A 24,158-nucleotide genomic window follows, 5' to 3' on the forward strand; every position below is an offset into this window, starting at 1 on the left:
TATGACTAAAAAAATTAAGCTGCGATCTTTACTCATCGGAGGGTTTTTCACCCTTCTTTTTGTTGTCCTTGTTGGTAGAGTCTATTGGATTCAAGTGGTAGAGGCGTCTTGGCTGCTGAAAGGCGCTGAGACTAGATGGGAGACAGATAAGATTATTGCCCCTGTCAGAGGGACCATCATGGATAGAAATGACAAGGCGTTGGCCGTTGAAGGGACCGCTTATACCATTGCCCTCAACCCTAAAGTGATAGACGGCTATAAAGTCTCTGAACCAATTGTGCAGGGGCTAGCAGAAATTTTGAAAGAATCGGAAGAAACGAAACCAGAACTTGTTAATAAAATCAGGAAATTAGCAACGAGATTGAAGCAGGATGGATCAGATTTTGCTGCCAATGTGGAGATCAGGAATGAAGGCTGGAAGATTGATAAAGAGAAAGCGGATAAGGTGCGTGAGTTGATCGCGACGCTTCAAATTAAGCTCAAGCTCTCTACCAGGGCGAATGTGGGAATTAGTATTTTAGAAGAGAAGAAAAGATATTATCCTGGTCAAACGCTAGCTTCGCATATTCTTGGTTACACGAATAAAGAAGGGGATGCCGCATTAGGCTTGGAGCTCAAGCTGAATGATACACTCAAGGGCATTCCTGGCATGCTAAGCTATGAAAAGGATGGAAAAGGCGTTGAGCTGCCTGACGCGAAGGTAGATTTTAAACCTGCGATTGATGGCAATAACGTGCGGCTTACGATTGATAAGAACATTCAGTTCTATTTGGAAAGCGCGTTGGCGAAAGTCAACGACAAGTGGCATCCTAAAGGCTTAACGGCTATTGCTGTCAATCCGCAAACGATGGAAATATTAGGCATGGCGAATACACCAACCTTTAATCCGAATACGTATTGGAATTTTAAGGATCAGGCCGATTTTAAAAATGGCGCTGTGGCTTCACGTTATGAGCCAGGGTCGACGTTCAAGCTGGTCACGCTAGCAGGTGCAATTGAAGAAGGTGTTTTCAATCCTGCGGAGATGTACCAGTCAGGTCAAATTCAGGTGGCGGACAGGGTCCTTCATGACCACAATTACGTTGGTTGGGGGAAGATCTCTTTTCTGGATGGATTGAAACGGTCAAGCAACGTGGCATTCGTCAAGCTAGGCTTAGAAAAATTGACTGAACCCAAGTTCAGAGATTATATTACCAAATTTGGTTTTGAGGAAAAAACGAATATTGATATGCCCAATGAAGTTTCGGGATTAGTCGATATGAAATATAAGCCAGAAATCGCAACAGCGACTTATGGTCAGGGGAAAGTTGTGGTTACGGCTATTCAACAAACAGCCGCATATGCAGCAATGGCAAACGGCGGGAAACTGATGTGGCCTCATATTGTCAAAGATATTATCGATCCGAAAACAGGGAAAACGATTCAATCTTTTGAACCCAAAGTGGTTAGACAAGTGGTTAGCGAAAAAACAGCGAATCTAGTAAGCGGGTATCTCGAGCAAGTGGTCTCTGACCAAGAGATTGGTACAGGTAAGCTTGCCTATATGGAAGGTTATCGGGTAGCAGGAAAGACCGGAACTGCGAATCTCGTTCGTCCCGGTGAAAAAACGTACTCACCGAATACGTGGGTTATTTCCTTTATCGGCTATGCCCCTGTTGAAAATCCACAAATCTTAGTTACCCTGATCGCGGACCAGCCGGATCTAGGCGGCAACTATCATTTGGGGGGACAGGTTTTGGCGCCTGCTTTTAAAGAAATTGTCGGAGAATCACTGCAATATATGGGCGTCGCGTCCAACAAGCAAACCAAGATGGTGGCAAAGGAAGCGAACAAGCTGACGGTTCCTAATTTCTCGGGATCAACGTCGGAAAGTGCCAAGGCAATCGCGAAAGAAAGTGGGTTATCACTTGAAGTCTTTGGCAAAGGCAATAAAGTCGTTGACCAATTTCCCAAAGCTGGAACAGAAATCTTGTCTACACAACGAATTTATGTAGCAATGCAACCTGTGGATGGAATGCCATTGCCGAATTTGGTTGGACGATCCTTACGGGATGCCGTAGAGGCTTGCTCCTTTTTCAAGGTGGATTGCCAAACCTCAGGAGAAGGCTACGTCTCGGATCAAGCTGTAGCCGGTGACGGAGAAGGGCGAAGCGCGACACTCCAGCTTAAGCCGCTTAGTGAGAAAACAGCAGCATCGGATGCTCAGTCGTCTGCTTCAACAACGACGCCGCCACCGAAAGCGAAAACGGAGGATCAACGTTCTACCGGCAAAAAGACCCCGTAACGTAGAGCTTGTTCTAACCCCTGTTTGTCCCGAATAGTCATGTTAGGAATGACTTGACTTATTTGGGAAGGGAGATTGAACGTTCATGCGTGTTTCTAACGTTACCGTTCGTCGCAGATTGTTTACTGCACTTATCATTAGTACCGTCATCTTCACTGCGCTAATCATTCGTCTGGCTTACGTTCAGCTATGGATTGGACAAGACTTGGCGAATAAAGCGGAAGATAGTTGGCGAAGGAAGATTGAATTTGCGCCCAAAAGAGGCGAAATTCAAGACCGCAATGGGATTACGATGACCTACAGTATGAGTACCCCGACGATTGTGGCCATTCCTGTTCAGGTTCAAGATGCCCGAAGTACCGCTGCGAAGCTTGCCGAAGTGCTTCAAGGAAATGAAGAGGACATCTTTAAGCAAATTACCAAAAGAACTTCCCAAGTCGATATAAAGCCTGCCGGGCGCAAAATAACGATTGAAAAGGCGCAGGAAGTCCGCAATCTTCATCTTCCGGGCATCGTTGTCGCAGAAGATAATAAAAGATACTACCCCTTCGGCAATTTAGCGGCGCATATTCTTGGCTTCGCGGGAATTGATAAAGGAATTACGGGGATTGAAGCGAAATATGACAGTCAATTGACCGGGATTCCCGGAAATATTTCTTATATGACAGATGCTGCGGGCAGAACGCTAGAGGGGACAACGGATACGTATACGAGTCCCAAGGATGGCCTGAATGTGAAATTGACCATTGACAGTCATCTGCAGTCTGTGTTGGAAAGAGAATTGGATCAAGCAATGGTGCAGTACCAGGCGCAAAATGTTGTCGCCATTATGATGGATCCGAATAATGGCGAAATTCTCGCCATGGGCAGCAGACCGACCTATGAACCAGGCAACTACAAGGATTTTCCGAGCGAAACGTACAATCGGAACTTGCCGATTTGGAAAACGTATGAGCCAGGCTCTACTTTCAAGATCATTACATTGGCGGCTGCGTTAGAGGAAAAAAAGGTCGATCTCAAAAATGAGCAATTTTTTGACCCTGGTTTTATTGAAGTTGGCGGAGCTAGGCTGCGTTGCTGGAAGCGTGGCGGTCATGGCAGTGAAACGATGCTGCAGGTGGTGCAAAATTCCTGTAACCCTGGCTTCGTTGTTATGGGGCAGCGCTTAGGCAAGGAGAAGTTGTTTGACTATATTTCCAAATTCGGTTTTGGCAAGAAGACGGGAATTGATCTCGGCGGGGAAGAAAACGGGATTATGTTTAAGCCGTCACAAGTCGGACCGGTTGAGCTGGCAACAACGGCTTTCGGTCAAGGGGTGTCGGTAACGCCAATCCAACAAATTACTGCGGTATCCGCAGCAATCAACGGCGGCAAGCTGTTTAAGCCTTATGTGGCCAAATCGTTCACAAAGCCGGATACGGGCGAGGTTGTCAATGTCGTTGAGCCGCAATTGGTGCGTAATGTGATCTCGGAAGGAACCTCAAAGCAGGTCCGTGAAGCGCTTGAAAGCGTCGTGGCTCTGGGGACAGGGCGAAATGCTTTCATTGACGGCTACCGGGTCGGGGGCAAAACAGGAACAGCGCAAAAGGTAATTAATGGTCGGTATTCACCGGATGAGCATATTGTTTCCTTCATCGGCTTTGCGCCGGCGGATAATCCGAAGATTGTTATTTATGCTGCTGTTGATGACCCGAAAGGCATACAGTTTGGCGGGCTTATCGCAGCCCCATTAGTGAAGAACATGATGGCTGACGCACTCCGATATATGAAGGTCGAACCCGATAAAGCGCAGCTCAATAAAGAGTACCGTTATGGGGAAATTCCGATTGTTGAGGTGCCGGACTTGGTTGGAGCGTCAGTTGATGATATATTAGAAGATCTGAACATGAATTTTAAGCTGGCGAAGTCGGGTAATGGCAACTATGTCATTAGTCAAGCGCCTAAGGCAGGCTCGCGTGTGGATCAAGGCTCAACGATTCGAATCTTTTTATCCAATACGCCGCCCCCGCAGTAGATGGGGAGGAACGGTCAAAAAAGATTTCTAATGTAGACATGTTTTGCTTTTCCAACTGCATAAAATTGTCCATAATAGATAGAAAACTGGTAAGGAGAGGTTGCTCATGAAACTGCAGGAGCTTGCTTCCGCATTGCTCATTACCCATATCCATGGTAATGCTGAAACAGAAATTACGGGGATTGAAGCAGACTCTCGTAAAATTAAACCAGGGTACTTATTCCTATGTATTCCTGGATTAACCGTAGATGGCCATGACTATGCCCCAAAAGCGATTGCGCTTGGGGCTTCTGCGCTTGTTACGGAAAGAGTGCTCGATCTGCCGATCCCGCAGCTGGTTGTCAAAGATGCCAGATATGCCATGGCTGCGTTGTCTGCCCATTTCTATGGCTATCCGAGCAAAGAAATGAAGATTATAGGTTTTACAGGAACGAACGGTAAAACGACTTCTACCTATTTGCTCGAAAAAATATTGCGAGACCAAGGCTTTATCACCGGACTTATGGGCACCATTGAGATGAAAATCGGGGACAACTATTACGAAATGGAGCGGACCACCCAAGAAGCGGTTGATCTGCAAAGCAGTTTTCGTAAAATGTGTGAGCACAAGACCGATTATTGCCTGATGGAAGTTTCCAGCCATGCTTTAGAGCTGGGACGTGTCAAGGGGATTCATTTCCGTTCGGGGATTTTTACGAATTTAACTCAGGATCATTTGGATTATCACAAAACGATGGAAGCCTATGCTGCGGCAAAAGGGTTGTTGTTCTCTCGATTAGGGAACGGCTTCACAAGCAATCCTGCTGAGCGTCAATATGCGATTCTCAATGCGGATGACGAAGCGTCTGCCCTATTTAGCAAATTAACTGCTGCGCAGATCATTACCTATGGAATCAGTCAGGAGTGCGATGTTCGAGCAGCGAATATTCGAATGTCGGCCAAAGGCACGGAATTCCAGTTGATCTCGTTTGCAGGCGAAGCTTATTTTCAAATGAAGCTGGTTGGTAAATTCAATGTGTACAACGCGCTTGGGGCGATTGCTGCGGCTTTGGCTGAGGGTATTTCGCTTGAAGCCATCCGGAATAGCTTGGAAAGCTTAAACGTGGTTGAGGGACGTATGGAGGTTGTGGACGAAGGTCAGGAGTACTTGGTCTTGGTTGACTATGCCCACACGCCTGACGGTTTGGAGAACGCGCTGTCAACGATTTCCGAATTCGCAGAAGGCAAGGTCATTACGGTATTTGGGTGCGGCGGTGACCGTGACAGAACGAAGCGTCCGATTATGGGGAAAGTGACTGCTGCCTACAGCGATTATTTATATGTGACTTCCGACAATCCTCGAACCGAAGATCCGGAGGCTATTCTTGCCGATATCCGGCCTGGCTTGCAAGAGGTAAATTATCCGGCCGAAAAGGCTGAATTCATCGTGGATCGCAAAAAAGCGATACAAAAGGCTATTGAAGGGGCAGGCCCCAAGGATGTAATATTGATAGCGGGAAAAGGCCACGAAACGTATCAGGATATCATGGGGGTTAAACATGATTTCGACGATCGTTTGGTGGCTAAGGCTGCGATAAGGGGGAGAGGACGATGATCCAACGTACACTAGAGCAAATCGCAGTGATGTTGGGGAGTGAGGTATCAGAGGGAGCCGGCGCTACTCAAGTAACCGGCGTTTCCACTGATACTCGCTCTATCCAGACAAGCAGCTTATTTGTTCCTTTAATCGGTGAAAATTTTGATGGGCATTCGTATGTTCAAGAAGCCTATGCCAAAGGAGCTTCTGCCATTTTGTGGCAGGATAATCATGGCGCGGCTCCAATCGGCATTCCTCATATCCGTGTTGCTGATACCTTGACAGCCCTACAGCAATTAGCCAAAGCGTATCGCAAGCAATTGTCAGTGCGCATTATAGGGATTACAGGCAGCAACGGTAAAACGACTACCAAAGATTTGGTTGCAGCCGTTCTGGGCAGTACGTATGAGGTGCATAAAACGAAAGGCAATTTGAATAATCACATCGGCTTGCCGCTTACGCTGCTCCAGTTGGAAGAAACCACGCAATTTGCCGTGGTTGAGATGGGGATGAGCGGGCGAGGCGAGATCGAGTTGTTGTCTGATCTGGCGGAGCCTGAGGCGGCGATCATCACGATGATCGGCGAGTCGCATTTGCTTCAGCTGGGCTCGCGGGACGAGATCGCACGGGCGAAGGCCGAGATTGCCAGCGGTATGCCCAAGGATGGGCTGCTCATCTACAACGGCGATGAGCCGCTGATTGAACAGGCCCTCGCTGAGCGAGGTCTGGGTGCTAATGAGGAGCAAGCTGAGGTTGAAGGGCTGCGCCGCATTCGCTTCGGCAGCGGCGCGGGCAATGATCTGTTCCCGACCGATATCCGAATGGATGCGGACGGGGCCTACTTCCAGATCAATTCGCCCGGCTATCCGGAATTGTTCATTCCCTTGCTCGGTACGCATAATGTCATTAATGCGTTAGCGGCCATTGCCATCGGCGAGACCTTCGGCGTCGCGCCAATCGCGATTGCAGCGGGACTTCGCTCGCTGCAGATGACGAGCATGCGCATCGAGAAGCTGACGGCAGCCTCTGGGCTGACCGTGCTTAACGATGCGTATAACGCCAGCCCCGCTTCCATGCGGGCGGCGATTGCGTTGACCGAGCAGCTCGGCGGCTTCGGTCGCAAGTTTCTTGTGCTCGGCGATATGCTGGAGCTTGGCGAGCATGAAGAGCAGTTTCATCGCGACATTGGTGCGATGATAGCTTCCGAACGTGTCGATTACGTCTTCACGTTCGGCCGTTTGGGCCGCTTCATTGCAGACGAAGCGGAGGCGCGGTTTCCGCAAGGGCACGTTCGCGCTTTCGATGAGAAAGATCAGCTTGCGGCTGAACTGGCCGCTTTAGCTCAGAAAGATGATCTTGTGCTCGTGAAAGGCTCACGCGGCATGAGGCTTGAACAAGTAGTGCAAGCTTTGCTCGCTTAATCGGCGGGTGAGTTGACGATAAGGAAGAAACAGTAGATCGTTTTCGGAAGGCGGAAACGAGCAGGGGGAACCGACGTGGAAAACGCAATTTTATTAACAATGGGCGTAGCATTCGTGCTCGCGCTAATTATGGGGCCGCTCTTCATTCCGATCTTGCGGCGCATGAAATTTGGTCAACAAATTCGGGAGGATGGCCCGCAAGGCCATTTGAAAAAACAAGGAACGCCTACCATGGGCGGTGTCATTATTTTGCTGGCGCTGGCGCTGGCTACCCTTCGTTTTGCCGATAAAAATACAGACCTGCTCATTTTGTTGATTGCTTCACTAGGCTATGGTCTCGTAGGCTTTCTCGATGATTACATCAAAATTATTTTCAAGCGCTCTCTGGGACTTACTGCGAAGCAAAAGCTGTTTGGACAGCTGTTGATTTCAGCCATTGTTTGTTACCTGCTAGTTATGAAAGGTCATAGTACGGACTTATATATTCCTTTCGTAGAGTTCCACTTTAACCCAGGCTGGCTGTACTTTCCGTTAATGGCGATTTTAATGTTAGGCGCATCTAACGCGGTCAATTTTACAGATGGGCTGGATGGTCTGCTAGCGGGTACAAGCGCGATTGCCTTCGGGGCGTACACCGTTATTGCGATGAACAACACACAGCCGGAAGCGGCCATATTCTCTGCGGCGATGGTTGGTGCTGTGCTGGGCTTTCTTGTGTTTAATGCTCATCCAGCTAAAGTGTTCATGGGAGATACCGGTTCACTCGGAATTGGCGGCGGTCTTGTGGCTGTTGCAATTTTGACGAAAGCGGAATTGCTGCTAGCGGTTGTCGGGGGCATTTTCCTGATTGAAATTCTGTCTGTCGTCATCCAGGTCGTTTCTTTCAAAACAAGGGGGAAACGGGTGTTTAAAATGAGCCCGATTCATCATCACTTTGAATTGGTCGGATGGTCGGAATGGCGTGTTGTGATTACATTCTGGGTCGTAGGTCTTGTGCTGGCGATACTCGGATTATATATGAATGAGGTGTTGTAGAGGATGAATCATCCGCGTGAATATCGTGGACTAGAAGTCATTGTTTTGGGCTTGGCTCGCAGCGGTGTCGCTGCAGCTAAGCTTTTTCACCAAAAAGGTGCCCTAGTTACTGTTAATGACAAAAAAGAGCGGAGCGCATGCCCTGAAGCCGACGAATTGGAGGCTCTGGGTATTTCTGTTGTATGCGGCTATCATCCGGACTCCCTCGTTCATGCAGGCATTGCGCTTGTCGTGAAGAACCCAGGCATACCGTATTCGGTAGAGCCTATTCGCAAGGCATTGGAGCTTGGTATCGAAGTGGTGACCGAAGTGGAAGTCGCTTATCAGTTCTGTGAAGCGCCGATTATTGGCATTACCGGCTCCAATGGCAAAACGACCACCACCACCTTAATTGGCTTAATGCTGGATGAAGCAGGCTTGTCGCCTGTGGTGGCGGGGAATATTGGACGCGCGCTGACGGAAGCAGCGCCGGAGGTGACGGCTGAGAATTGGATGGTCGTTGAGCTGAGCAGCTTTCAGCTGAAAGGTACGACCTCATTCCGGCCCAAGATGGCCTTATTATTAAATGTGTATGAGACCCATTTGGACTATCATGGCTCAATGGACGATTATATTGCGTCCAAAGCCAAAATATTCGCCAATCAAACCGAAGCGGACACGGCCATCTTGAATTGGGATGACGCCGTCTGTCGCTCTCTTATTCCGACTATACGGGCCAAGGTGTTCCCTTTTTCGATGAAGGAAATCTTAGCTTACGGCGTGTATTTTGACGAGAACACAGGGGCACTCATCTACGCAAATGGCGAGGATCAAGCTGTGCCTTTCATGCGCGCCAGCGAAATGGGGATTCCGGGCAGCTTCAATGTGGAGAATGCCTTGGCAGCCGCCGCGGCAGCCTTTACCGCGGGTGTTTCGCCTGAGATCATAGCTAATGTGCTTCGAAGCTTTCAAGGCGTGGAGCACCGCCTGGAGCTCGTTAAAGAGCTGAGTGGTGTGACCTTCTACAATAATTCCAAAGCCACGAATGCAGCAGCTTCCATCAAATCAATCGAAGTATTTGATCAGAAGATCATTCTCATCGCGGGTGGTCTAGATCGAGGCTCGGATTATATGGAATTGCTGCCTGTCTTCCGTGAGCGGATCAAAGGGATTGTTACGCTGGGTCAAACGAAAGAGAAAATTGCCCATATTGCCGAGCTGGCAGGGATTAGCCGCAGGCAAACCGTCGATACTGCTAAGGATGCAGCGGATGCGGTTTCACAAGCCGTCCAGCTTGCTTGGCAAATGAGTGAACCTGGCGATATTGTCTTGTTGTCGCCTGCTTGCGCAAGCTGGGATATGTTCCCCTCTTATGAGGACAGGGGACGCATGTTTAAGGAGTCCGTGCATAACCTTTAAGTAGGGCTTATCCACCTTTGGGGTGAAACATGTGACCACTCGCCTACGGATTCATGGATAAGGCCCACAACACACAAAGAGGTGTCTGTTATGGGTAAATCACGGTCCGCTCCTGATATTTGGATTATCATTCCAACCTTGTTGCTTCTGACAATTGGTATTATTATGGTTTACAGTGCAAGCAGTGTGCTGGCATTTCGCGAGTTCGGCGATTCGCTGTATTACTTGAAACGGCAATTGATCTTTGCTGTTTTGGGTGTTGTTGCCATGTTTGTTACGATGAATGTGGATTACTTAGTTTGGAAAAAGATTTCAAAAATCACGCTTTTTATCTGCTTTGGCATGCTCGTTATCGTTCTTATTCCCGGAGTGGGGGTCGTTCGAGGTGGGGCCAGAAGCTGGCTCGGGATCGGCGCCTTCGGTATTCAGCCTTCCGAGTTTATGAAGATCGGGATGATTCTGTATTTGTCCAAAATGCTCTCTGAGCAGCAGTCGAAAATCACCTTGTTCACGAAAGGCTTGCTGCCCCCGCTAGGGATTATGGGCTTGGCTTTTGGTCTTATCATGCTTCAGCCTGACTTGGGTACTGGCGCTGTGCTTGTCGGCGCATCTCTGTTGATCATTTTTACTTCAGGAGCGAGATTGCTTCATCTCTCTTATCTAGGTATGATAGGGATTGCTGGTTTTATTGGTCTGGTCATTGCGGCGCCATATCGGTTGAAGCGTATTACGGCCTTTTTGGACCCTTGGCAGGATCCGTTAGGCGCAGGCTATCAATCTATTCAATCCTTGTATGCGATTGGACCTGGCGGTCTAGTTGGACTCGGCTTAGGAATGAGCAGACAGAAGTACAGCTATTTGCCAGAGCCGCAAACCGATTTTATTTTTTCTATTATTGCTGAAGAGCTTGGTTTTATTGGCGGAACGCTGGTTCTGCTGTTGTTTACGATTCTCGTTTGGCGCGGGATGCGGGCGGCTATTACAGCCCCGGATACGTTTGCCAGCTTGATCGCCGTCGGGATTATCGGCATGGTTGCAGTTCAGGTTATTATTAATATCGGTGTTGTTATCGGCATGTTTCCGGTAACCGGCATCACATTGCCATTCATAAGTGCAGGAGGGTCTTCCCTGACGCTCATGCTGACATCGGTCGGCATCCTGCTCAATATATCCCGCTATTCGAGGTGACACGGAAATGAAAACAATTGTCTTCACCGGAGGTGGCTCCGCTGGACATGTGACCCCCAACATTGCGCTCATGCATCGTCTTGAGCAGCTAGGTTGGGAAATTAAATATATCGGTTCCGCTACGGGCATCGAGAAAGACATCATTGAACGGGAAGGGGTATCCTTTTACCCCATCTCGTCTGGGAAGCTGCGGCGATATTTTGATCTTAAAAATTTCAAGGACCCTTTCAGAGTGATGAAAGGCGTGTATGAGTCTTATAGATTGCTTCGTCGCTTGAAGCCCGCCATCGTCTTTTCGAAGGGCGGGTTCGTTTCCGTCCCGGTCGTTCTTGGCAGTCGGATGAATAAGGTGCCTGTGATCATTCATGAGTCTGATATGACACCAGGACTTGCCAATAAAATTTCCATTCCTTTTGCAACCAAAGTATGTGTGACGTTTCCAGAGTCCCTTCAGCATGTTCAGAAAGAAAAAGCGGTCTTAACCGGATTGCCGATTCGGGAACATATATTGAACGGAAAAGCAACTCGTGGCTACCAGCTCTGTGATTTTCACTCTCAGAAGCCTGTTATTCTGGTTATGGGCGGAAGCTTGGGCTCGCAAATCATTAACCAAGCGGTACGCGGCAATTTGGAACGACTGCTGGCACAGTTTCAGATTGTGCATCTTTGCGGAAAAGGGAACATCGCCTCCGAGCATGCTCATATACGGGGCTATAAACAATTTGAATATTTGAACGAGGAGCTGCCGGATGTGCTGGCGATGACGGATCTGGTTATTTCCAGAGCGGGCGCTACGTCTATCTATGAATTCCTCGTGTTGGAAAAGCCGATGCTGCTCATTCCATTATCCTTGCAAGCAAGCCGAGGCGATCAGATCTTGAATGCAAAGTCGTTTCAGAAAGCCGGCTATGCCGATGTGCTTCAAGAAGAGGAGCTAACTGCCGAGACGCTTGCTGCGCATGTGGAAGCTCTCCACGCCAACCGTTTGACTTATCAGAAAGTCATGCAGTCCCGCAAAGTGAACGACGCCGTAGCATCGATCATTGCCTTGATTGAATCCCACAGCCTTTCGTCTTGATTTTGCTAAAGCGAATAGGCGATTGTCACACTCTATCCGATTTTACATAAACTACACTATAACCGTGACAGACACCTACGGGCTTGATACGGCGCCAAGAAAAGGAGACCGGCCATCTTCGTCTTGGTCCGTATGATTGAAATTATAGAGCTTGAAGTACTATTTCAAGATCTTTTCGCCCTATGTTCTGTGAAGGAGGTTTTCCCATGCAACAGTTAATATCCGACTTACAGGCAGCAAATATTGGCGAGATTCGAACGAATGAACGATTGGCTCCTTTTACAACTTGGAGAATCGGAGGTCCGGCCGATTGTCTGATCCTCCCTCAAACGAAAGAGCAGGTTGCTGCGGTTATTCGTTTCTTGCATGAACGCGGCGTTCCGTGGACCGTTATCGGCCGTGGTTCCAATCTGCTTATCCGTGACAAAGGGATTAGAGGTGTCGTCATTAAACTGGGGTCTACACTCGAAACACTTCGTTTCGATGGTGCGACCGTATACGCAGGTGGTTCCTATTCGTTCATTAAATTGTCCGTACTAGCCGCCAAAGAAGGTTTAACCGGACTGGAGTTTGCTTCTGGCATTCCCGGTTCTGTGGGAGGCGCCGTCTACATGAATGCAGGGGCTCACGGGTCCGATGTGTCACGCATACTCAAGCAGGCTGAAGTCATCCTGGACACAGGGGAATTGGTCACGATGCAAGCGGAGGATCTGCATTATGCTTATCGACATTCCATTCTGCACACGCTGCCCGGCATTGTAACGGAAGCTGTCTTTGAATTACAGGTTGGAGATCGCAAAGAAATCGCCGGTGCCATGGCGGCCTACCGCGATCGGCGTCGACGCACGCAACCTGGCCACTTAGCTTGCGCAGGAAGCGTATTCCGCAACCCCGAAGGGGGATTCGCAGCTAAACTTATCGAAGAGGCAGGCTTGAAAGGCAGACGTGTCGGTGGAGCGGAAATCTCTACCTTGCACGCCAATTTCATTGTTAATACCGGAGATGCTACAGCCGAGGACGTTCTCACTCTCATAAGCGAAGTCCAGCAGATCGTACTGCAAAAGTACGGAATCTCGCTGGTACCTGAAGTTTTGGTGATGGGTGAGAGGTAAATCGGAGGTGGAACTTTGGAGAAGCTCGTTATCGAAGGTGGAAGACCTCTTACGGGAGCCATCCAGATACACGGCGCGAAAAACGCCGCATTACCAATCTTAGCAGCCTGCATCCTGGCTAGCGGCACTCATACTCTGCATAATGTTCCGAATTTGCTCGATATCGACACCATGCTGCGCATTCTATGTGCACTCGGTTGTCGTGCGGAGCAGCAGGGACATACCGTAACCATTACAACATCCACAGCTCATTCCTCACATATCCCGGAAGAATTGATGGGGCAAATGCGTTCCTCCATCTTTCTCATGGGTCCGCTGCTCGCGAGATTCGGCAGTGTCACCGTGTATCAACCAGGTGGCTGCGCAATCGGCGAACGTAAAATCGATTTGCACCTGAAAGGTTTGCAGGCTCTTGGAGCCAACATTGAAGAGTTCGCGAACAAAATTGTTTGTACAGCTGATTCGCTTCAAGGCAGTGAGATTGTGCTCGACTTCCCGAGCGTTGGTGCGACGGAAAATATTATGATGGCTGCTGTGCGAGCAGAAGGCATCACAACGATTTACAATGCAGCCCGTGAGCCGGAGATTCAGGATTTGCAAAATTTTCTGAATGCCATGGGCGCTGATATCATTGGAGCGGGTACGGATACGATTACGATCCGCGGAGTAGAGTCTTTGTCGCCTTGTACGTATGAAATTATACCTGATCGCATTGTCGCTGGTACCTTCCTGGTAGCAGCAGCTGCAACCAAAGGGAATATCACCCTCGAGAAGGTGAATCCGGCACATTTAACCTCTGTGATTCACGTCCTTAAGCGTGCAGGTGTTCAAATCATTACGGACGGTGATATAATACATGTAAGCTGCCCGACGAGACCGAAGGCAGTAGAACGAATTGTAACGTCACCTCATCCTTCCTTCCCAACCGATCTTCAATCGCAAGTTATGGTGCTGTTGTCGTTAGCAGATGGCCTTAGCGTGATGAAAGAAACGATTTTCGAAGGCAGATTCAAGCACGTCGATGAATTGTCCCGAATGGGAGCAGATATCCGTGTAGATATGAGCTCAGCCTTTATCCGAGGCGTTCCAAGATTGTATGGAGCAACGGTTGAAGCGACTGATTTGCGTGCTGGCGCCGCACTTGTTATCGCCGGTCTGGCTGCGCATGGCACAACGATCGTTGAGCAAATTCATCATATTGATAGAGGTTATGATAGAATTGAACATATGCTGTCCAGGTTAGGCGCTTCCGTTCATCGCCAAGCACCCGTACCGAGTGAGTAGAACATTGAATGACTTCCGCGGATCCCTTCCTGCTTACAGGTGGGGATACACGGCTTTCATTGCATCATCATACATGGATTTATTCTAGCAAACTTTATATGAAACTATTAGGTGGTGCCCATCTTGTCCGAAGACCGCAAAGTACCCGCTCTGCCTGCTGTACCTAAGCCACGTGCGCGTACCAATCGGAAGCTGCTTATTTTCTTGTTTATCTTTTTTGCGATCCTATTAGTTATTCTTTTTTTTCAGTCCTCACTGAGCCGTGTTAGCGCCATTGAGGTTCAGGGTAATGAACTAATGGCATCCGAAGCCATTGGACAAGCTAGTCAAATTGCCGTAGGAGATCGTTTCTTTGCCGTAAGCTCAGCTACGATTCAGCAGCGCATCGCTTCCATGCCAATGATTAAATCGGCTGAGGTCAAAAAGCATTTTCCAGGCATCATTCGCATTGCCGTAGAAGAATTCCCCAAAGTAGCTTTCCAAATAGCGGCTGACGGCAAGAAACAGGCTGTTCTAGCTGATGGTGCTGTTGTCCAGCTTGCTGCCGGGAGCAGCATTCCTTTGGATATGCCTATTCTTACAGGATGGACGGATGGTGATCCGAATAAAGCGGCATTATGCAAAGTTTTGGGAGAGATTCCTGAAAGCGCGCTATCGGACATTTCCGAAATTAAACCGGATCCATCCGAATCGTATCCTGATAAGATCAAGCTATACACGAGATCGCAGTTCGAAGTGTATACGACAATTGCCTATCTGCCTGAGAAAATTGACAACTTGCCTGCTTATATTGCAAGCTTACAAGAGGATCATATTACGAGTGGTGTGATCAAAATGCTAGAAGTAGAGTATCACGCTCCATTTGATCCAAACGAAGAGCCCAAAACCGACAAGGATGCGTCTGCCAGTCAGAAGACAGGGAACAGTACTTCGAGTCCAAATCCTGATACGAATAAGGATGGAGGCAAGGCAACTGCCAAGCCGACTACAAAACCGACTGCCAAACCAACGCCTAAAGAAACAGTAAAGCCATCTTGACAAAAAAACGGGTTAATGGACTACTCAATCATGAAAATTAATGTTAAAATTAGATTTATGGTTAAATAGGCATCTCTCAACTCTTTATATGTTTACCAAAAAATTACTAGTCAAAATTAAGTTCTAATTACACATTGGATGATTAATGAGGTTAAACATTTTTTTTGAGCAAAAAATTGTAGAAAAAAGAGGGAATATGGCGTTTGTGTGGAATGAATACAGAAGATATTGTGAGGAAATCACATTAATACCAAAGTTATAGGAGGTGCCAGGGCTTGAGCAACAATGACATCATTGTTAGTTTAGACATCGGTACATCCAAGGTTCGTGCTATTATTGGGGAAGTTGTTAACGGAACCATTAATATAATAGGAGTGGGATCTGCCGAGTCAGAGGGTATTCGTAAGGGCGCCATCGTGGACATTGATCAAACTGTGAATTCTATTCGCAGTGCTGTAGATCATGCTGAACGAATGGTTGGCGTACAAATATCTGAGGTTTATGTTGGAATTTCAGGAAATCATATTGCTCTTCAATCCAGTCATGGTGTTGTCGCTGTTTCTAATGAAGACCGAGAGATCGGTGAAGAGGATATTGATCGTGTTATTCAGGCGGCAAGAGTCATTGCATTACCTCCTGAGCGTGAAATTATTGGAGTCGTACCCAAACAGTATTTGGTTGATGGACAAGAAGGAATTAACGATCCTCGCGGGATGATTGGCGTTCGATTAGAAGTTGAAGCGACCATCATTACGGGTGCGAAGACCGGGATACATAATTTAATCCGTGTTGTGGAGAGATCTGAACTCAAGGTTGCTGGCGTTATTCTAATGTCACTGGCCTCTGGACAGTTAGCTCTATCCAAGGATGAGAAAGCGGTTGGCACAGTGCTTGTTGATATTGGAGCAGGAGCGGCTACAATCGCTATTTTTGAACTAGGCAATTTGTTGGCAACATCGACAATTCAAATTGGCGGCGAGTACATCAGCAACGATATCTCGATTGGCCTCCGTACTCAGCTCGAAATCGCAGAGAAAATAAAGCTGAAATACGGCTGTGCATCCGTCGAGGATTCAGCGCCTGATCAAGTGTTTAAAGTGACCCGCATGGGAAGCAATGTGGAAAAAGAATTTTCTCAAGTGGACCTTGCGAATATCATTGAACCCCGCGTCGAAGAAATTTTCCAGATGATTCGTGCAGAAGTACATCGATTGGGTTATGGCGATTTAGCCGGCGGTTATGTGCTTACTGGCGGTACTGTCTGTATGCCGGGTATACTTGCTATTGCACAAGCTGAACTCGCAACGTCAGTGCGTATTGCTGTTCCAGATTTCATTGGGGTGCGTGACCCTTCCTATACAAGTGGAGTTGGTATTATTCAATTCGTTTCCAAGTATATGAAAAACAGGAATTCTGGCTTTACCAAGAAAGTGGCTGCAAAAACGACTACAAAAAAATCCTCCGACAGCAATAAACCAGGTCTTATGGAACGAGTAAAGAACTTTTTTAGTGAATTTATATAGTGAACGCGAAGTTAGGGGGATATGACTCAGATGTTTGAATTTGATATGGATTTAGATCAATTGGCTCAAATCAAAGTTATTGGTGTGGGTGGCGGCGGAAGCAATGCCGTTAACCGGATGATCGAGAACGGTTTAAAAGGCGTTGAGTTTATTACAGTGAATACGGATGCTCAAGCTTTGCACTTAGCGAAGTCCGTGCATAAATTGCAAATTGGAGATAAGCTTACGCGTGGACTTGGCGCAGGTGCGAACCCTGAAGTAGGGAAAAAGGCGGCAGAAGAGTCAAGGGAGACGATTCTGAATACGCTTCGCGGTGCCGATATGGTATTCGTAACAGCCGGAATGGGCGGCGGTACAGGAACAGGAGCTGCTCCGGTTATTGCCGAAATCGCCAAGGAAGTAGGCGCTTTAACGGTTGGTGTTGTGACACGTCCGTTTACGTTCGAAGGGCGCAAACGTTCTTTACAAGCCGAGCAGGGGATTGCTGCTCTGAAGGAAAAAGTAGATACATTAATTATTATCCCGAATGATCGTCTCTTAGAGATTGTGGATAAGAAAACGCCAATGCTTGAAGCCTTCCTTCAAGCGGACAATGTTCTTCGTCAAGGTGTGCAAGGGATTTCAGACTTAATCGCGGTTCCTGGACTTATCAATTTGGATTTTGCAGATGTCAAAACGATCATGACCGAGCGCGGCTCAGCCCTTATGGGGATTGGGGTCGCAACGGGTGAGAATCGCGCAGCGGAAGCAGCCAAGAAAGCAATTTCCAGTCCTTTGTTGGAAACTTCCATTGAAGGCGCACGCGGTGTTCTGATGAATATCACGGGCGGTATCAACCTAAGCTTGTACGAAGTCAATGAAGCGGCTGATATCGTTGCATCTGCATCCGATATTGAAGTGAACATGATCTTCGGGGCGGTCATTGACGACAAGCTCAAAGACGAAATTCTGGTTACTGTCATCGCTACTGGTTTCGAGCACAAGGCTGCGCCTTCTCAATCCGCAGTGAAACGTCCAGTGAGTGGGCAACCTGAAGCGCCAGCTTCTTCGGATAATCGCTTGAACAACTTAAAACCATTTGGCGCTCAGCCATCCAATGACCAATTAGATATTCCGACGTTCCTGCGCAACCGCGGGCGGAATACCGACAAATAATTACACGAACTGTGTAAAGAGACCGAAGCCCTACATCATGTAGAGGCTTCGGTCTTTTTGTGTTTCAGGGCTTTTCTAGCGAATGCAGCACCGCGTCAACTGACAAAAAAAGTAATAGCCTACTAGCAAGTTTAGACAGACTTTGAAATTAGATTCCCCTATACTGATTTAGAACCTTAAAGTTTCGTCAGGAAATTGGATAAAAAGCATCACTCATGGAGGTGAGGAAATTGTGGTCGTCTATGCGGATCTCATTTTCCTACTGAACTTTCTGATGGATGCGGCCATACTGATTGTTACGGCTAAAACACGGAAAATATCGTTCAAGTGGTGGAGAATCGTAGGTTCGTCGTTTTTGGGAGCTTCCTATGTCGTGATCATGTTCCTGCCTGTGCCTCTCTTTTTATTTACATTTTCTGTGAAATGTATGTTCTGTATCGGTATGATTATGACTGCTTTCGGATTTGGTTCTCTACAAAATTTACTGAGAAACCTTGGAACGTTCCTCTTAGTGAATTTTGCAGTGGCCGGAGGGATGTTCGGCATTCATTATGTACTGGCATCCTCCTCGGATGTGATGAAAGGGATTGTATTTACACAATCAGGTGTAGCTTTATTTCAGTTGAATATGGGCGGTATTCTATTTGTTCTCGCTCTCTTGATTCCTTTGTTATGGTGGTTCAAAACGGTGTTTCAAAGCACGAAGCAGCGTGAAGTGATGACGACTTTTTTAGCAGAGATTACGATTCATGTAGGTGATTATACAGCCTCGTGCAAAGGACTAATTGATACGGGGAATCAATTATATGATCCGCTGACGCGTACCCCGGTGATGGTCATGGAAGTGTCAGAGTGGGGCGATGTGTTTCCTGCCCAGTGGCTCGAACGGATTCGGTCAGCCGATGTAGACCAAATCATTAGCGGTTTGGGGGAAGAAGAGTTTGTGTGGCAGGATCGATTGCGTCTTGTTCCTTATCGAGGTGTGAATCGGAATACGCAATTCATGCTGGCGATTAAACCGGATAAGGTGGTGATTACCCATAATCAGACGCAAACGGAAGCAATTAAGGTGCTTATCGGGCTCGACGGAGGTAAGCTTTGCAGTGACGGCTCCTATCAAGCTATTATTCATCCGGCATTAATTTCCGCAGTATAGCGCTTTCAGAACGGATTGCTGGCTATTAAAAACACGTTCGCTTGCCTGATTCAGTTTTGCACAAGCAAAACTCAGATTACTTACGGTGCAAGTTTTCCTACGGAAAACTCGGCAAGTGCTTACGAAGTCAGTTTTGCACAGCAAAACTCAGATTACGCTTACGACGCAAGTTTTCCTACGGAAAACTCGGCAAATGCTTACGAAGTCAGTTTTGCACAGCAAAACTCAGATTACGCTTACGATGCAAGTTTTCCTACGGAAAACTCGGCAAATGCTTACGAAGTCAGTTTTGCACAGCAAAACTCTTAGGAGGAAACTAACATGCTCTTGAAATGGAAAATGCTTTTTCAACTAGCGTATTATCGTATTTTAATGTTCTTAGGTCTTAAAGGAGAGGAAATCTACTACATAGGTGGTAGTGAAGCTTTACCGCCACCGCTTACGAGAGAAGAAGAAGAATACTTATTGGAAAAATTACCATCCGGGGATGCCGCGATACGAGCGATGCTGATCGAGCGGAATCTGAGATTGGTTGTCTATATAGCTAGGAAATTCGAGAATACGGGGATAAATATCGAGGATTTGGTTTCAATCGGTGCTATCGGATTGATTAAAGCTGTGAACACTTTTGACCCTGAGAAAAAGATAAAATTAGCAACCTATGCATCACGCTGCATCGAAAATGAGATACTTATGTACCTGCGACGCAACAGTAAGATTCGTACAGAAGTTTCTTTCGATGAACCGCTGAATATTGATTGGGATGGAAATGAACTCCTGCTTTCCGATGTCCTTGGAACCGAGAATGATACGATCTATCGTAACATCGAAGAGCAGGTAGATCGCAAGTTGCTGCATAAAGCGCTTGATAAGCTTAGTGAACGCGAGCGTATCATCATGGAGCTTCGGTTCGGCCTGCAAGACGGTGAAGAAAAAACACAGAAGGATGTTGCAGACCTGCTTGGTATTTCACAATCGTATATATCCAGATTGGAAAAGCGGATTATTAAAAGGCTTCGCAAGGAATTTAATAAGATGGTATAAGAAAATTTTTTTTGGCAGGTTATGTGGAATTTGTTCAGCAGTCACGGGAGGGAGCAAGTCGCTGACCTTTTGTCAAGTGCCTAGACAGAGGGAAGGACAGGAATAAATCGGTTACTCACGGGGATAATTAACAGTAATGTTTCTCCTTGGGAGGTAATCACGGTGACCCGAAATAAAGTTGAGATTTGTGGTGTTGATACCGCCAAACTGCCTGTTCTGACAAACGCAGAAATGCGTGAGCTGTTCTCTGATTTGCAGACCAAACAAGAACGGACTGCACGGGAGAAGTTGGTGAATGGGAACCTCAGATTGGTTCTAAGTGTGATTCAACGGTTCAACAATCGCGGAGAGTATGTGGACGATCTCTTCCAAGTTGGTTGTATTGGTTTGATGAAAGCCATTGATAATTTCGATTTAAGCCAAAATGTTAAATTCTCGACCTATGCTGTACCGATGATTATAGGTGAGATACGCCGCTACTTACGTGACAATAACCCGATTCGCGTTTCTCGTTCCTTGAGAGATATTGCTTACAAAGCTTTGCAAGTCAGAGACAGTTTGACGAATCAGAATTCTCGCGAACCGACGATTTATGAAATATCCGAAGCGCTTAATGTGCCCAAAGAGGATGTGGTCTTCGCTCTGGATGCTATTCAAGATCCGGTTTCCCTTTTTGAGCCGATTTATCATGATGGTGGAGATCCGATCTATGTGATGGATCAAATCAGTGATGAGCGGAATAAGGATATGTCCTGGATTGAAGGTATTGCCCTGCGGGAAGCGATGCGGAAATTGAATGCCAGAGAGAAAATGATCCTCTCCATGCGCTTTTTTGAAGGAAAAACACAAATGGAAGTTGCCGATGAGATTGGCATTTCACAGGCGCAAGTATCCAGACTTGAGAAGTCAGCCATATGCCAAATGCAAAAACATGTAAAATCGTAAGTTCTTACATAAAGACCGGATCGGCTGTGACAAGCCGTGAAGGTCTTTTTTTGAGTTTCAGGACATTTTGCCCACTCCGCACATATACTAGTACAAAATCAGTTAAAATCTATTGAGATTCGTGGTGAGCAGCCTCATGAAAATATCTGATTTTCAGACGAAGGATGTAATCAACATAGTAGATGGCAAAAAACTCGGCCAAATCAGTGATTTGGAGCTTGATTTGCGCCAAGGCCGTATTGAATCCATTGTTGTACCGAATCAAAGCCGGTTCTTCGGGCTGTTTGGTTCAGGCACGGACGTCATCATCCCATGGAAGCATATTGTGAAAATCGGTGCTGATGTTGTACTCGTTAAACTCGAGGATGCTCGTCCTTATCGTCAAACGGATGACACTGAAGGTGTTTATGAGTTTAACCGGCAGTTCCGTAATTGACCTGCGACACACGAGCGAAGGCTGCTGCGAAGCGCGATAGCCAAGCAGATATCGTGTGTCTTTTTGTTTTGTGCTAAAGTAGAAGTAGCTGAATGTGTAGGGAGAGAGACAGATGGAACCATTTATCAAACAACAGAATGAGAATAGGCCAGTCCTATTTACGATAGCAAGCTGGTTGGAGCAGTTTAATGAAATAACAGCAGGCTTTACTTCACGTCATGGAGGGGTGAGCATGGAGCCCTTTTCGACCCTTAATTGCGGGCTTCATGTTAATGATGTATCTGACCATGTAGTGAAGAATCGTGCACTCATTGCCGAAGCCCTTGAGCAGCCGTTTGAAGCCTTTACGTACGCAGAGCAAGTACATGGCAATGAGGTTGTCGTCGTAAGCGCTCAGGATAGAGGGAGAGGCCGGTCATCCAGAGTAGAGGCTATTCAGGCCAAGGACGGATTCATCACGAAGGAACGGGGGATTGTGCTATGTGCACAGTTTGCTGATTGCGTACCCTTATATTTCTATGATCCAGTTCAGCGTGTTGTCGGGCTAGCCCATGCCGGCTGGAAAGGGACCGTGCTAAACATTTCCATGGCTACAATATCCTTAATGACACATACTTTTGGTAGTCAGCCGTCTGACATTTATGCGGCCATAGGACCATCCATTGGGGCGTGCTGCTATGAGGTTGATACAGTTGTAGCCAGTCGAGTAAAAGAGGTGCTTGAAGGAGCTCAAGCAGCACCTGAAGAGGGGGCTCCTGTACTGATTGCCAAAGATAATGGCAAGTATATGCTGAATTTGCAAGAATTGAACCGAAAATTGTTGCGCCAAGCAGGAATTTTGTCGTCCCATATCGAAGTATCACAGTTATGTACGAGTTGTAACACCGATCAGTTCTTTTCACATCGAAAAGAAGGCGGTGCTACAGGCAGAATGATTGCTTGGATCGGACTTCTGCAAGAAGCGGATGAGCAAGCAATGCGTTGAAGTGAGGTGCTTTCGCAAATGAATATACGTAATCGTAAAAATGAAGTCGAAGTTCGTGTTGCCGCAGCCTGTGAGCGGTCCGGACGAAAGCAAGAGGATATCAAGATCATAGCTGTAACCAAATATGTTTCTTTAGAAACAACACGAAGTGTTTTGGATGAAGGTTTGCAGCACATTGGCGAGAATCGGTGGCAGGATGTTAAGCCTAAGTGGGAGGCGCTGCATGAGCGAGGAACCTGGCATTTCATCGGACATCTCCAAACGAACAAAGTGAAAGACGTCATTGGCAAATTTGCCTATATTCACTCGTTGGATCGTATGTCGTTGGCCAAAGAACTGGACAAACAGGCAGCAGCCCTAGGTTTGGAAGTTAATTGCTTGCTGCAAGTGAATGTTTCCGGTGAGGAATCCAAATATGGCGTAGCCCCTGAGCATTTCTTTGATCTCGCCGCAGAAGTTAGCAAACTAACACATATACATATCACCGGCTTGATGACCATGGCTCCGTATGAGATGGAAGCTGATGCAACGAGACCTGTTTTTCGTGGATTAAGAGAGCTTCGAGATCAATTGAATGATCGGCAAATTTTCCCTTATGAGATCACCGAATTGTCAATGGGAATGTCCGGTGATTTTGAGGTAGCTATTGAAGAAGGCGCAACTTGGGTGCGTTTGGGAACGGTTTTGGTGGGTAAAGAAGAGTAATGAAGAAATAATCACTGTTCTGGATGGAAGAACAAGACAGGAGGGAATTATAGTGGGTGTATATAACCGATTTATGAATTTTCTTGGACTGCAAGAAGAGGAAGAGGTTGTGGAGCGGGAACGGATTGTGGAAACAACAGAAGAACCTGAAACCAATCCATATGAATTGCGTAATAAAAATAAGGCGAATGTCGTCAGCATTCATTCACAGAAAAATGCACGTGTCGTGCTGAGCGAGCCTCGCACCTATGAAGAGACACAAGACATCGCAGATCATCTTCGATCTCGAAGAGCAGTGGTCGTTAATCTGCAGCGCGTTCGCGGCGATCAAGCTGTGCGGATCGTAGATTTTTTGAGCGGAACAGTATATGCTTTGAATGGGTCTATTTCCAAACTAGGACCGAATATCTTTCTGTGTACACCAGACACCGTCGATATTCATGGTCACATCTCCGAGATGATGGGTGAGGAATAGGCGCATATCCTAACACAGAGGTGGATGCTTACGTGGCTTACGTTCACTATTATTTAAGTATTTTGATGGAAATTTATTATTTCATGATTATTGGTTATTTGATTCTTTCTTGGTTCCCGAATGCGCGTGACAGCTTTATTGGTGGATTGTTGAGCAAATTGGTTGAGCCCTATTTAAGTCCTTTCCGGAAAATCATTCCGAGTATGGGCGTCATTGATTTCTCCCCAATCGTCGCTTTGATCGCCTTGCGATTTGTCGTGATGGGGATTTCAGCTGTGCTAGATTTCATTGTGGGGATGTTTTAAT

General features: G+C 47.0%; 21 protein-coding genes. All 21 read left to right on the forward strand.

The window, feature by feature from the left end:
* Nucleotide 1: 1 nt before the first annotated feature.
* The 21 genes from HQN90_RS04850 (at nucleotide 2) to HQN90_RS04950 (ending at nucleotide 24,157) form a co-directional block, all read left to right on the forward strand.
* Nucleotides 2-2,284, forward strand: a complete 2,283-nt coding sequence (locus tag HQN90_RS04850; RefSeq protein ID WP_173216720.1) for a penicillin-binding transpeptidase domain-containing protein — start codon at nucleotides 2-4, stop codon at nucleotides 2,282-2,284.
* Nucleotides 2,285-2,369: 85 nt separating this feature from the next.
* Nucleotides 2,370-4,298 carry a stage V sporulation protein D gene (locus HQN90_RS04855; protein ID WP_173216721.1) on the forward strand — a complete coding sequence of 643 codons (1,929 nt, stop codon included), beginning with the start codon at nucleotides 2,370-2,372 and terminating at the stop codon, nucleotides 4,296-4,298.
* A 106-nt stretch (nucleotides 4,299-4,404) separates the two neighbouring features.
* Nucleotides 4,405-5,892 carry a UDP-N-acetylmuramoyl-L-alanyl-D-glutamate--2,6-diaminopimelate ligase gene (locus HQN90_RS04860; protein ID WP_173216722.1) on the forward strand — a complete coding sequence of 496 codons (1,488 nt, stop codon included), beginning with the start codon at nucleotides 4,405-4,407 and terminating at the stop codon, nucleotides 5,890-5,892.
* The gene (locus tag HQN90_RS04865) at nucleotides 5,889-7,295 is read left to right on the forward strand and encodes a UDP-N-acetylmuramoyl-tripeptide--D-alanyl-D-alanine ligase (protein ID WP_173216723.1); all 1,407 of its coding nucleotides are present in this window, start codon (nucleotides 5,889-5,891) and stop codon (nucleotides 7,293-7,295) included. The genes HQN90_RS04860 and HQN90_RS04865 overlap by 4 nt, the downstream gene beginning before the upstream one ends.
* A 99-nt stretch (nucleotides 7,296-7,394) precedes the next feature.
* On the forward strand, nucleotides 7,395-8,330 hold the full coding sequence (gene mraY / locus HQN90_RS04870) for a phospho-N-acetylmuramoyl-pentapeptide-transferase (RefSeq protein ID WP_144028644.1): 936 nt from the start codon (nucleotides 7,395-7,397) through the stop codon (nucleotides 8,328-8,330).
* Nucleotides 8,331-8,333: 3 nt separating this feature from the next.
* The gene (murD, locus tag HQN90_RS04875) at nucleotides 8,334-9,728 is read left to right on the forward strand and encodes a UDP-N-acetylmuramoyl-L-alanine--D-glutamate ligase (RefSeq protein WP_173216724.1); all 1,395 of its coding nucleotides are present in this window, start codon (nucleotides 8,334-8,336) and stop codon (nucleotides 9,726-9,728) included.
* Between the two features lie 90 nt (nucleotides 9,729-9,818).
* A complete protein-coding gene (spoVE, locus tag HQN90_RS04880; RefSeq protein ID WP_173216725.1) occupies nucleotides 9,819-10,916 on the forward strand; it encodes a stage V sporulation protein E in 1,098 nt (365 codons plus the stop codon).
* 7 nt (nucleotides 10,917-10,923) lie between these two features.
* A complete protein-coding gene (locus HQN90_RS04885) occupies nucleotides 10,924-11,994 on the forward strand; it encodes an undecaprenyldiphospho-muramoylpentapeptide beta-N-acetylglucosaminyltransferase (protein ID WP_173216726.1) in 1,071 nt (356 codons plus the stop codon).
* A gap of 206 nt (nucleotides 11,995-12,200) precedes the next feature.
* Nucleotides 12,201-13,106: a UDP-N-acetylmuramate dehydrogenase gene (murB, locus tag HQN90_RS04890; RefSeq protein WP_173216727.1), complete on the forward strand. Its 906-nt coding sequence runs from the start codon at nucleotides 12,201-12,203 to the stop codon at nucleotides 13,104-13,106.
* 15 nt (nucleotides 13,107-13,121) lie between these two features.
* Nucleotides 13,122-14,390: a UDP-N-acetylglucosamine 1-carboxyvinyltransferase gene (gene murA, locus HQN90_RS04895; RefSeq protein ID WP_079420051.1), complete on the forward strand. Its 1,269-nt coding sequence runs from the start codon at nucleotides 13,122-13,124 to the stop codon at nucleotides 14,388-14,390.
* Between the two features lie 123 nt (nucleotides 14,391-14,513).
* Entirely contained in the window at nucleotides 14,514-15,428 is a 915-nt protein-coding gene (locus HQN90_RS04900) for a cell division protein FtsQ/DivIB (protein WP_173216728.1), read from the forward strand.
* A gap of 275 nt (nucleotides 15,429-15,703) precedes the next feature.
* Nucleotides 15,704-16,951: a cell division protein FtsA gene (gene ftsA / locus HQN90_RS04905; RefSeq protein WP_173216729.1), complete on the forward strand. Its 1,248-nt coding sequence runs from the start codon at nucleotides 15,704-15,706 to the stop codon at nucleotides 16,949-16,951.
* Nucleotides 16,952-16,981: 30 nt separating this feature from the next.
* Nucleotides 16,982-18,106: a cell division protein FtsZ gene (gene ftsZ, locus HQN90_RS04910; protein ID WP_173216730.1), complete on the forward strand. Its 1,125-nt coding sequence runs from the start codon at nucleotides 16,982-16,984 to the stop codon at nucleotides 18,104-18,106.
* A gap of 232 nt (nucleotides 18,107-18,338) precedes the next feature.
* Complete coding sequence (spoIIGA, locus tag HQN90_RS04915; RefSeq protein ID WP_173216731.1) at nucleotides 18,339-19,262, forward strand: sigma-E processing peptidase SpoIIGA; 924 nt, start codon at nucleotides 18,339-18,341, stop codon at nucleotides 19,260-19,262.
* Nucleotides 19,263-19,583: 321 nt separating this feature from the next.
* Nucleotides 19,584-20,306, forward strand: a complete 723-nt coding sequence (gene sigE / locus HQN90_RS04920; protein ID WP_079420064.1) for an RNA polymerase sporulation sigma factor SigE — start codon at nucleotides 19,584-19,586, stop codon at nucleotides 20,304-20,306.
* A gap of 162 nt (nucleotides 20,307-20,468) precedes the next feature.
* Entirely contained in the window at nucleotides 20,469-21,251 is a 783-nt protein-coding gene (gene sigG, locus HQN90_RS04925) for an RNA polymerase sporulation sigma factor SigG (RefSeq protein ID WP_079420066.1), read from the forward strand.
* Nucleotides 21,252-21,387: 136 nt separating this feature from the next.
* A complete protein-coding gene (locus HQN90_RS04930; RefSeq protein WP_173216732.1) occupies nucleotides 21,388-21,687 on the forward strand; it encodes a YlmC/YmxH family sporulation protein in 300 nt (99 codons plus the stop codon).
* Nucleotides 21,688-21,799: 112 nt separating this feature from the next.
* Nucleotides 21,800-22,672, forward strand: coding sequence for a peptidoglycan editing factor PgeF (pgeF, locus tag HQN90_RS04935; RefSeq protein ID WP_173216733.1), 873 nt, complete (start codon nucleotides 21,800-21,802; stop codon nucleotides 22,670-22,672).
* A gap of 18 nt (nucleotides 22,673-22,690) precedes the next feature.
* The gene (locus tag HQN90_RS04940; RefSeq protein WP_173216734.1) at nucleotides 22,691-23,377 is read left to right on the forward strand and encodes a YggS family pyridoxal phosphate-dependent enzyme; all 687 of its coding nucleotides are present in this window, start codon (nucleotides 22,691-22,693) and stop codon (nucleotides 23,375-23,377) included.
* Nucleotides 23,378-23,429: 52 nt separating this feature from the next.
* Entirely contained in the window at nucleotides 23,430-23,852 is a 423-nt protein-coding gene (locus tag HQN90_RS04945) for a cell division protein SepF (protein ID WP_079420075.1), read from the forward strand.
* 65 nt (nucleotides 23,853-23,917) lie between these two features.
* The gene (locus tag HQN90_RS04950) at nucleotides 23,918-24,157 is read left to right on the forward strand and encodes a YggT family protein (RefSeq protein WP_173217060.1); all 240 of its coding nucleotides are present in this window, start codon (nucleotides 23,918-23,920) and stop codon (nucleotides 24,155-24,157) included.
* Nucleotide 24,158: the final 1 nt, after the last annotated feature.

The sequence above is a fragment of the Paenibacillus alba genome (genome assembly GCF_013204855.1).
In the GTDB taxonomy this organism is placed as follows: Bacteria; Bacillota; Bacilli; order Paenibacillales; family NBRC-103111; genus Paenibacillus_E; species Paenibacillus_E alba.

Coding starts and splice junctions, on each gene's coding strand:
- ftsZ (WP_173216730.1), top strand. CDS start 16,982: ATGTTTGAATTTGATATGGATTTAGATCAATTGGCTCAAATCAAAGTT.
- murB (WP_173216727.1), top strand. CDS start 12,201: ATGCAACAGTTAATATCCGACTTACAGGCAGCAAATATTGGCGAGATT.
- HQN90_RS04930 (WP_173216732.1), top strand. CDS start 21,388: ATGAAAATATCTGATTTTCAGACGAAGGATGTAATCAACATAGTAGAT.
- HQN90_RS04940 (WP_173216734.1), top strand. CDS start 22,691: ATGAATATACGTAATCGTAAAAATGAAGTCGAAGTTCGTGTTGCCGCA.
- HQN90_RS04855 (WP_173216721.1), top strand. CDS start 2,370: ATGCGTGTTTCTAACGTTACCGTTCGTCGCAGATTGTTTACTGCACTT.
- pgeF (WP_173216733.1), top strand. CDS start 21,800: ATGGAACCATTTATCAAACAACAGAATGAGAATAGGCCAGTCCTATTT.
- HQN90_RS04950 (WP_173217060.1), top strand. CDS start 23,918: ATGGAAATTTATTATTTCATGATTATTGGTTATTTGATTCTTTCTTGG.
- HQN90_RS04850 (WP_173216720.1), top strand. CDS start 2: ATGACTAAAAAAATTAAGCTGCGATCTTTACTCATCGGAGGGTTTTTC.
- spoVE (WP_173216725.1), top strand. CDS start 9,819: ATGGGTAAATCACGGTCCGCTCCTGATATTTGGATTATCATTCCAACC.
- sigE (WP_079420064.1), top strand. CDS start 19,584: ATGCTCTTGAAATGGAAAATGCTTTTTCAACTAGCGTATTATCGTATT.
- HQN90_RS04865 (WP_173216723.1), top strand. CDS start 5,889: ATGATCCAACGTACACTAGAGCAAATCGCAGTGATGTTGGGGAGTGAG.
- HQN90_RS04885 (WP_173216726.1), top strand. CDS start 10,924: ATGAAAACAATTGTCTTCACCGGAGGTGGCTCCGCTGGACATGTGACC.
- mraY (WP_144028644.1), top strand. CDS start 7,395: ATGGGCGTAGCATTCGTGCTCGCGCTAATTATGGGGCCGCTCTTCATT.
- murD (WP_173216724.1), top strand. CDS start 8,334: ATGAATCATCCGCGTGAATATCGTGGACTAGAAGTCATTGTTTTGGGC.
- HQN90_RS04860 (WP_173216722.1), top strand. CDS start 4,405: ATGAAACTGCAGGAGCTTGCTTCCGCATTGCTCATTACCCATATCCAT.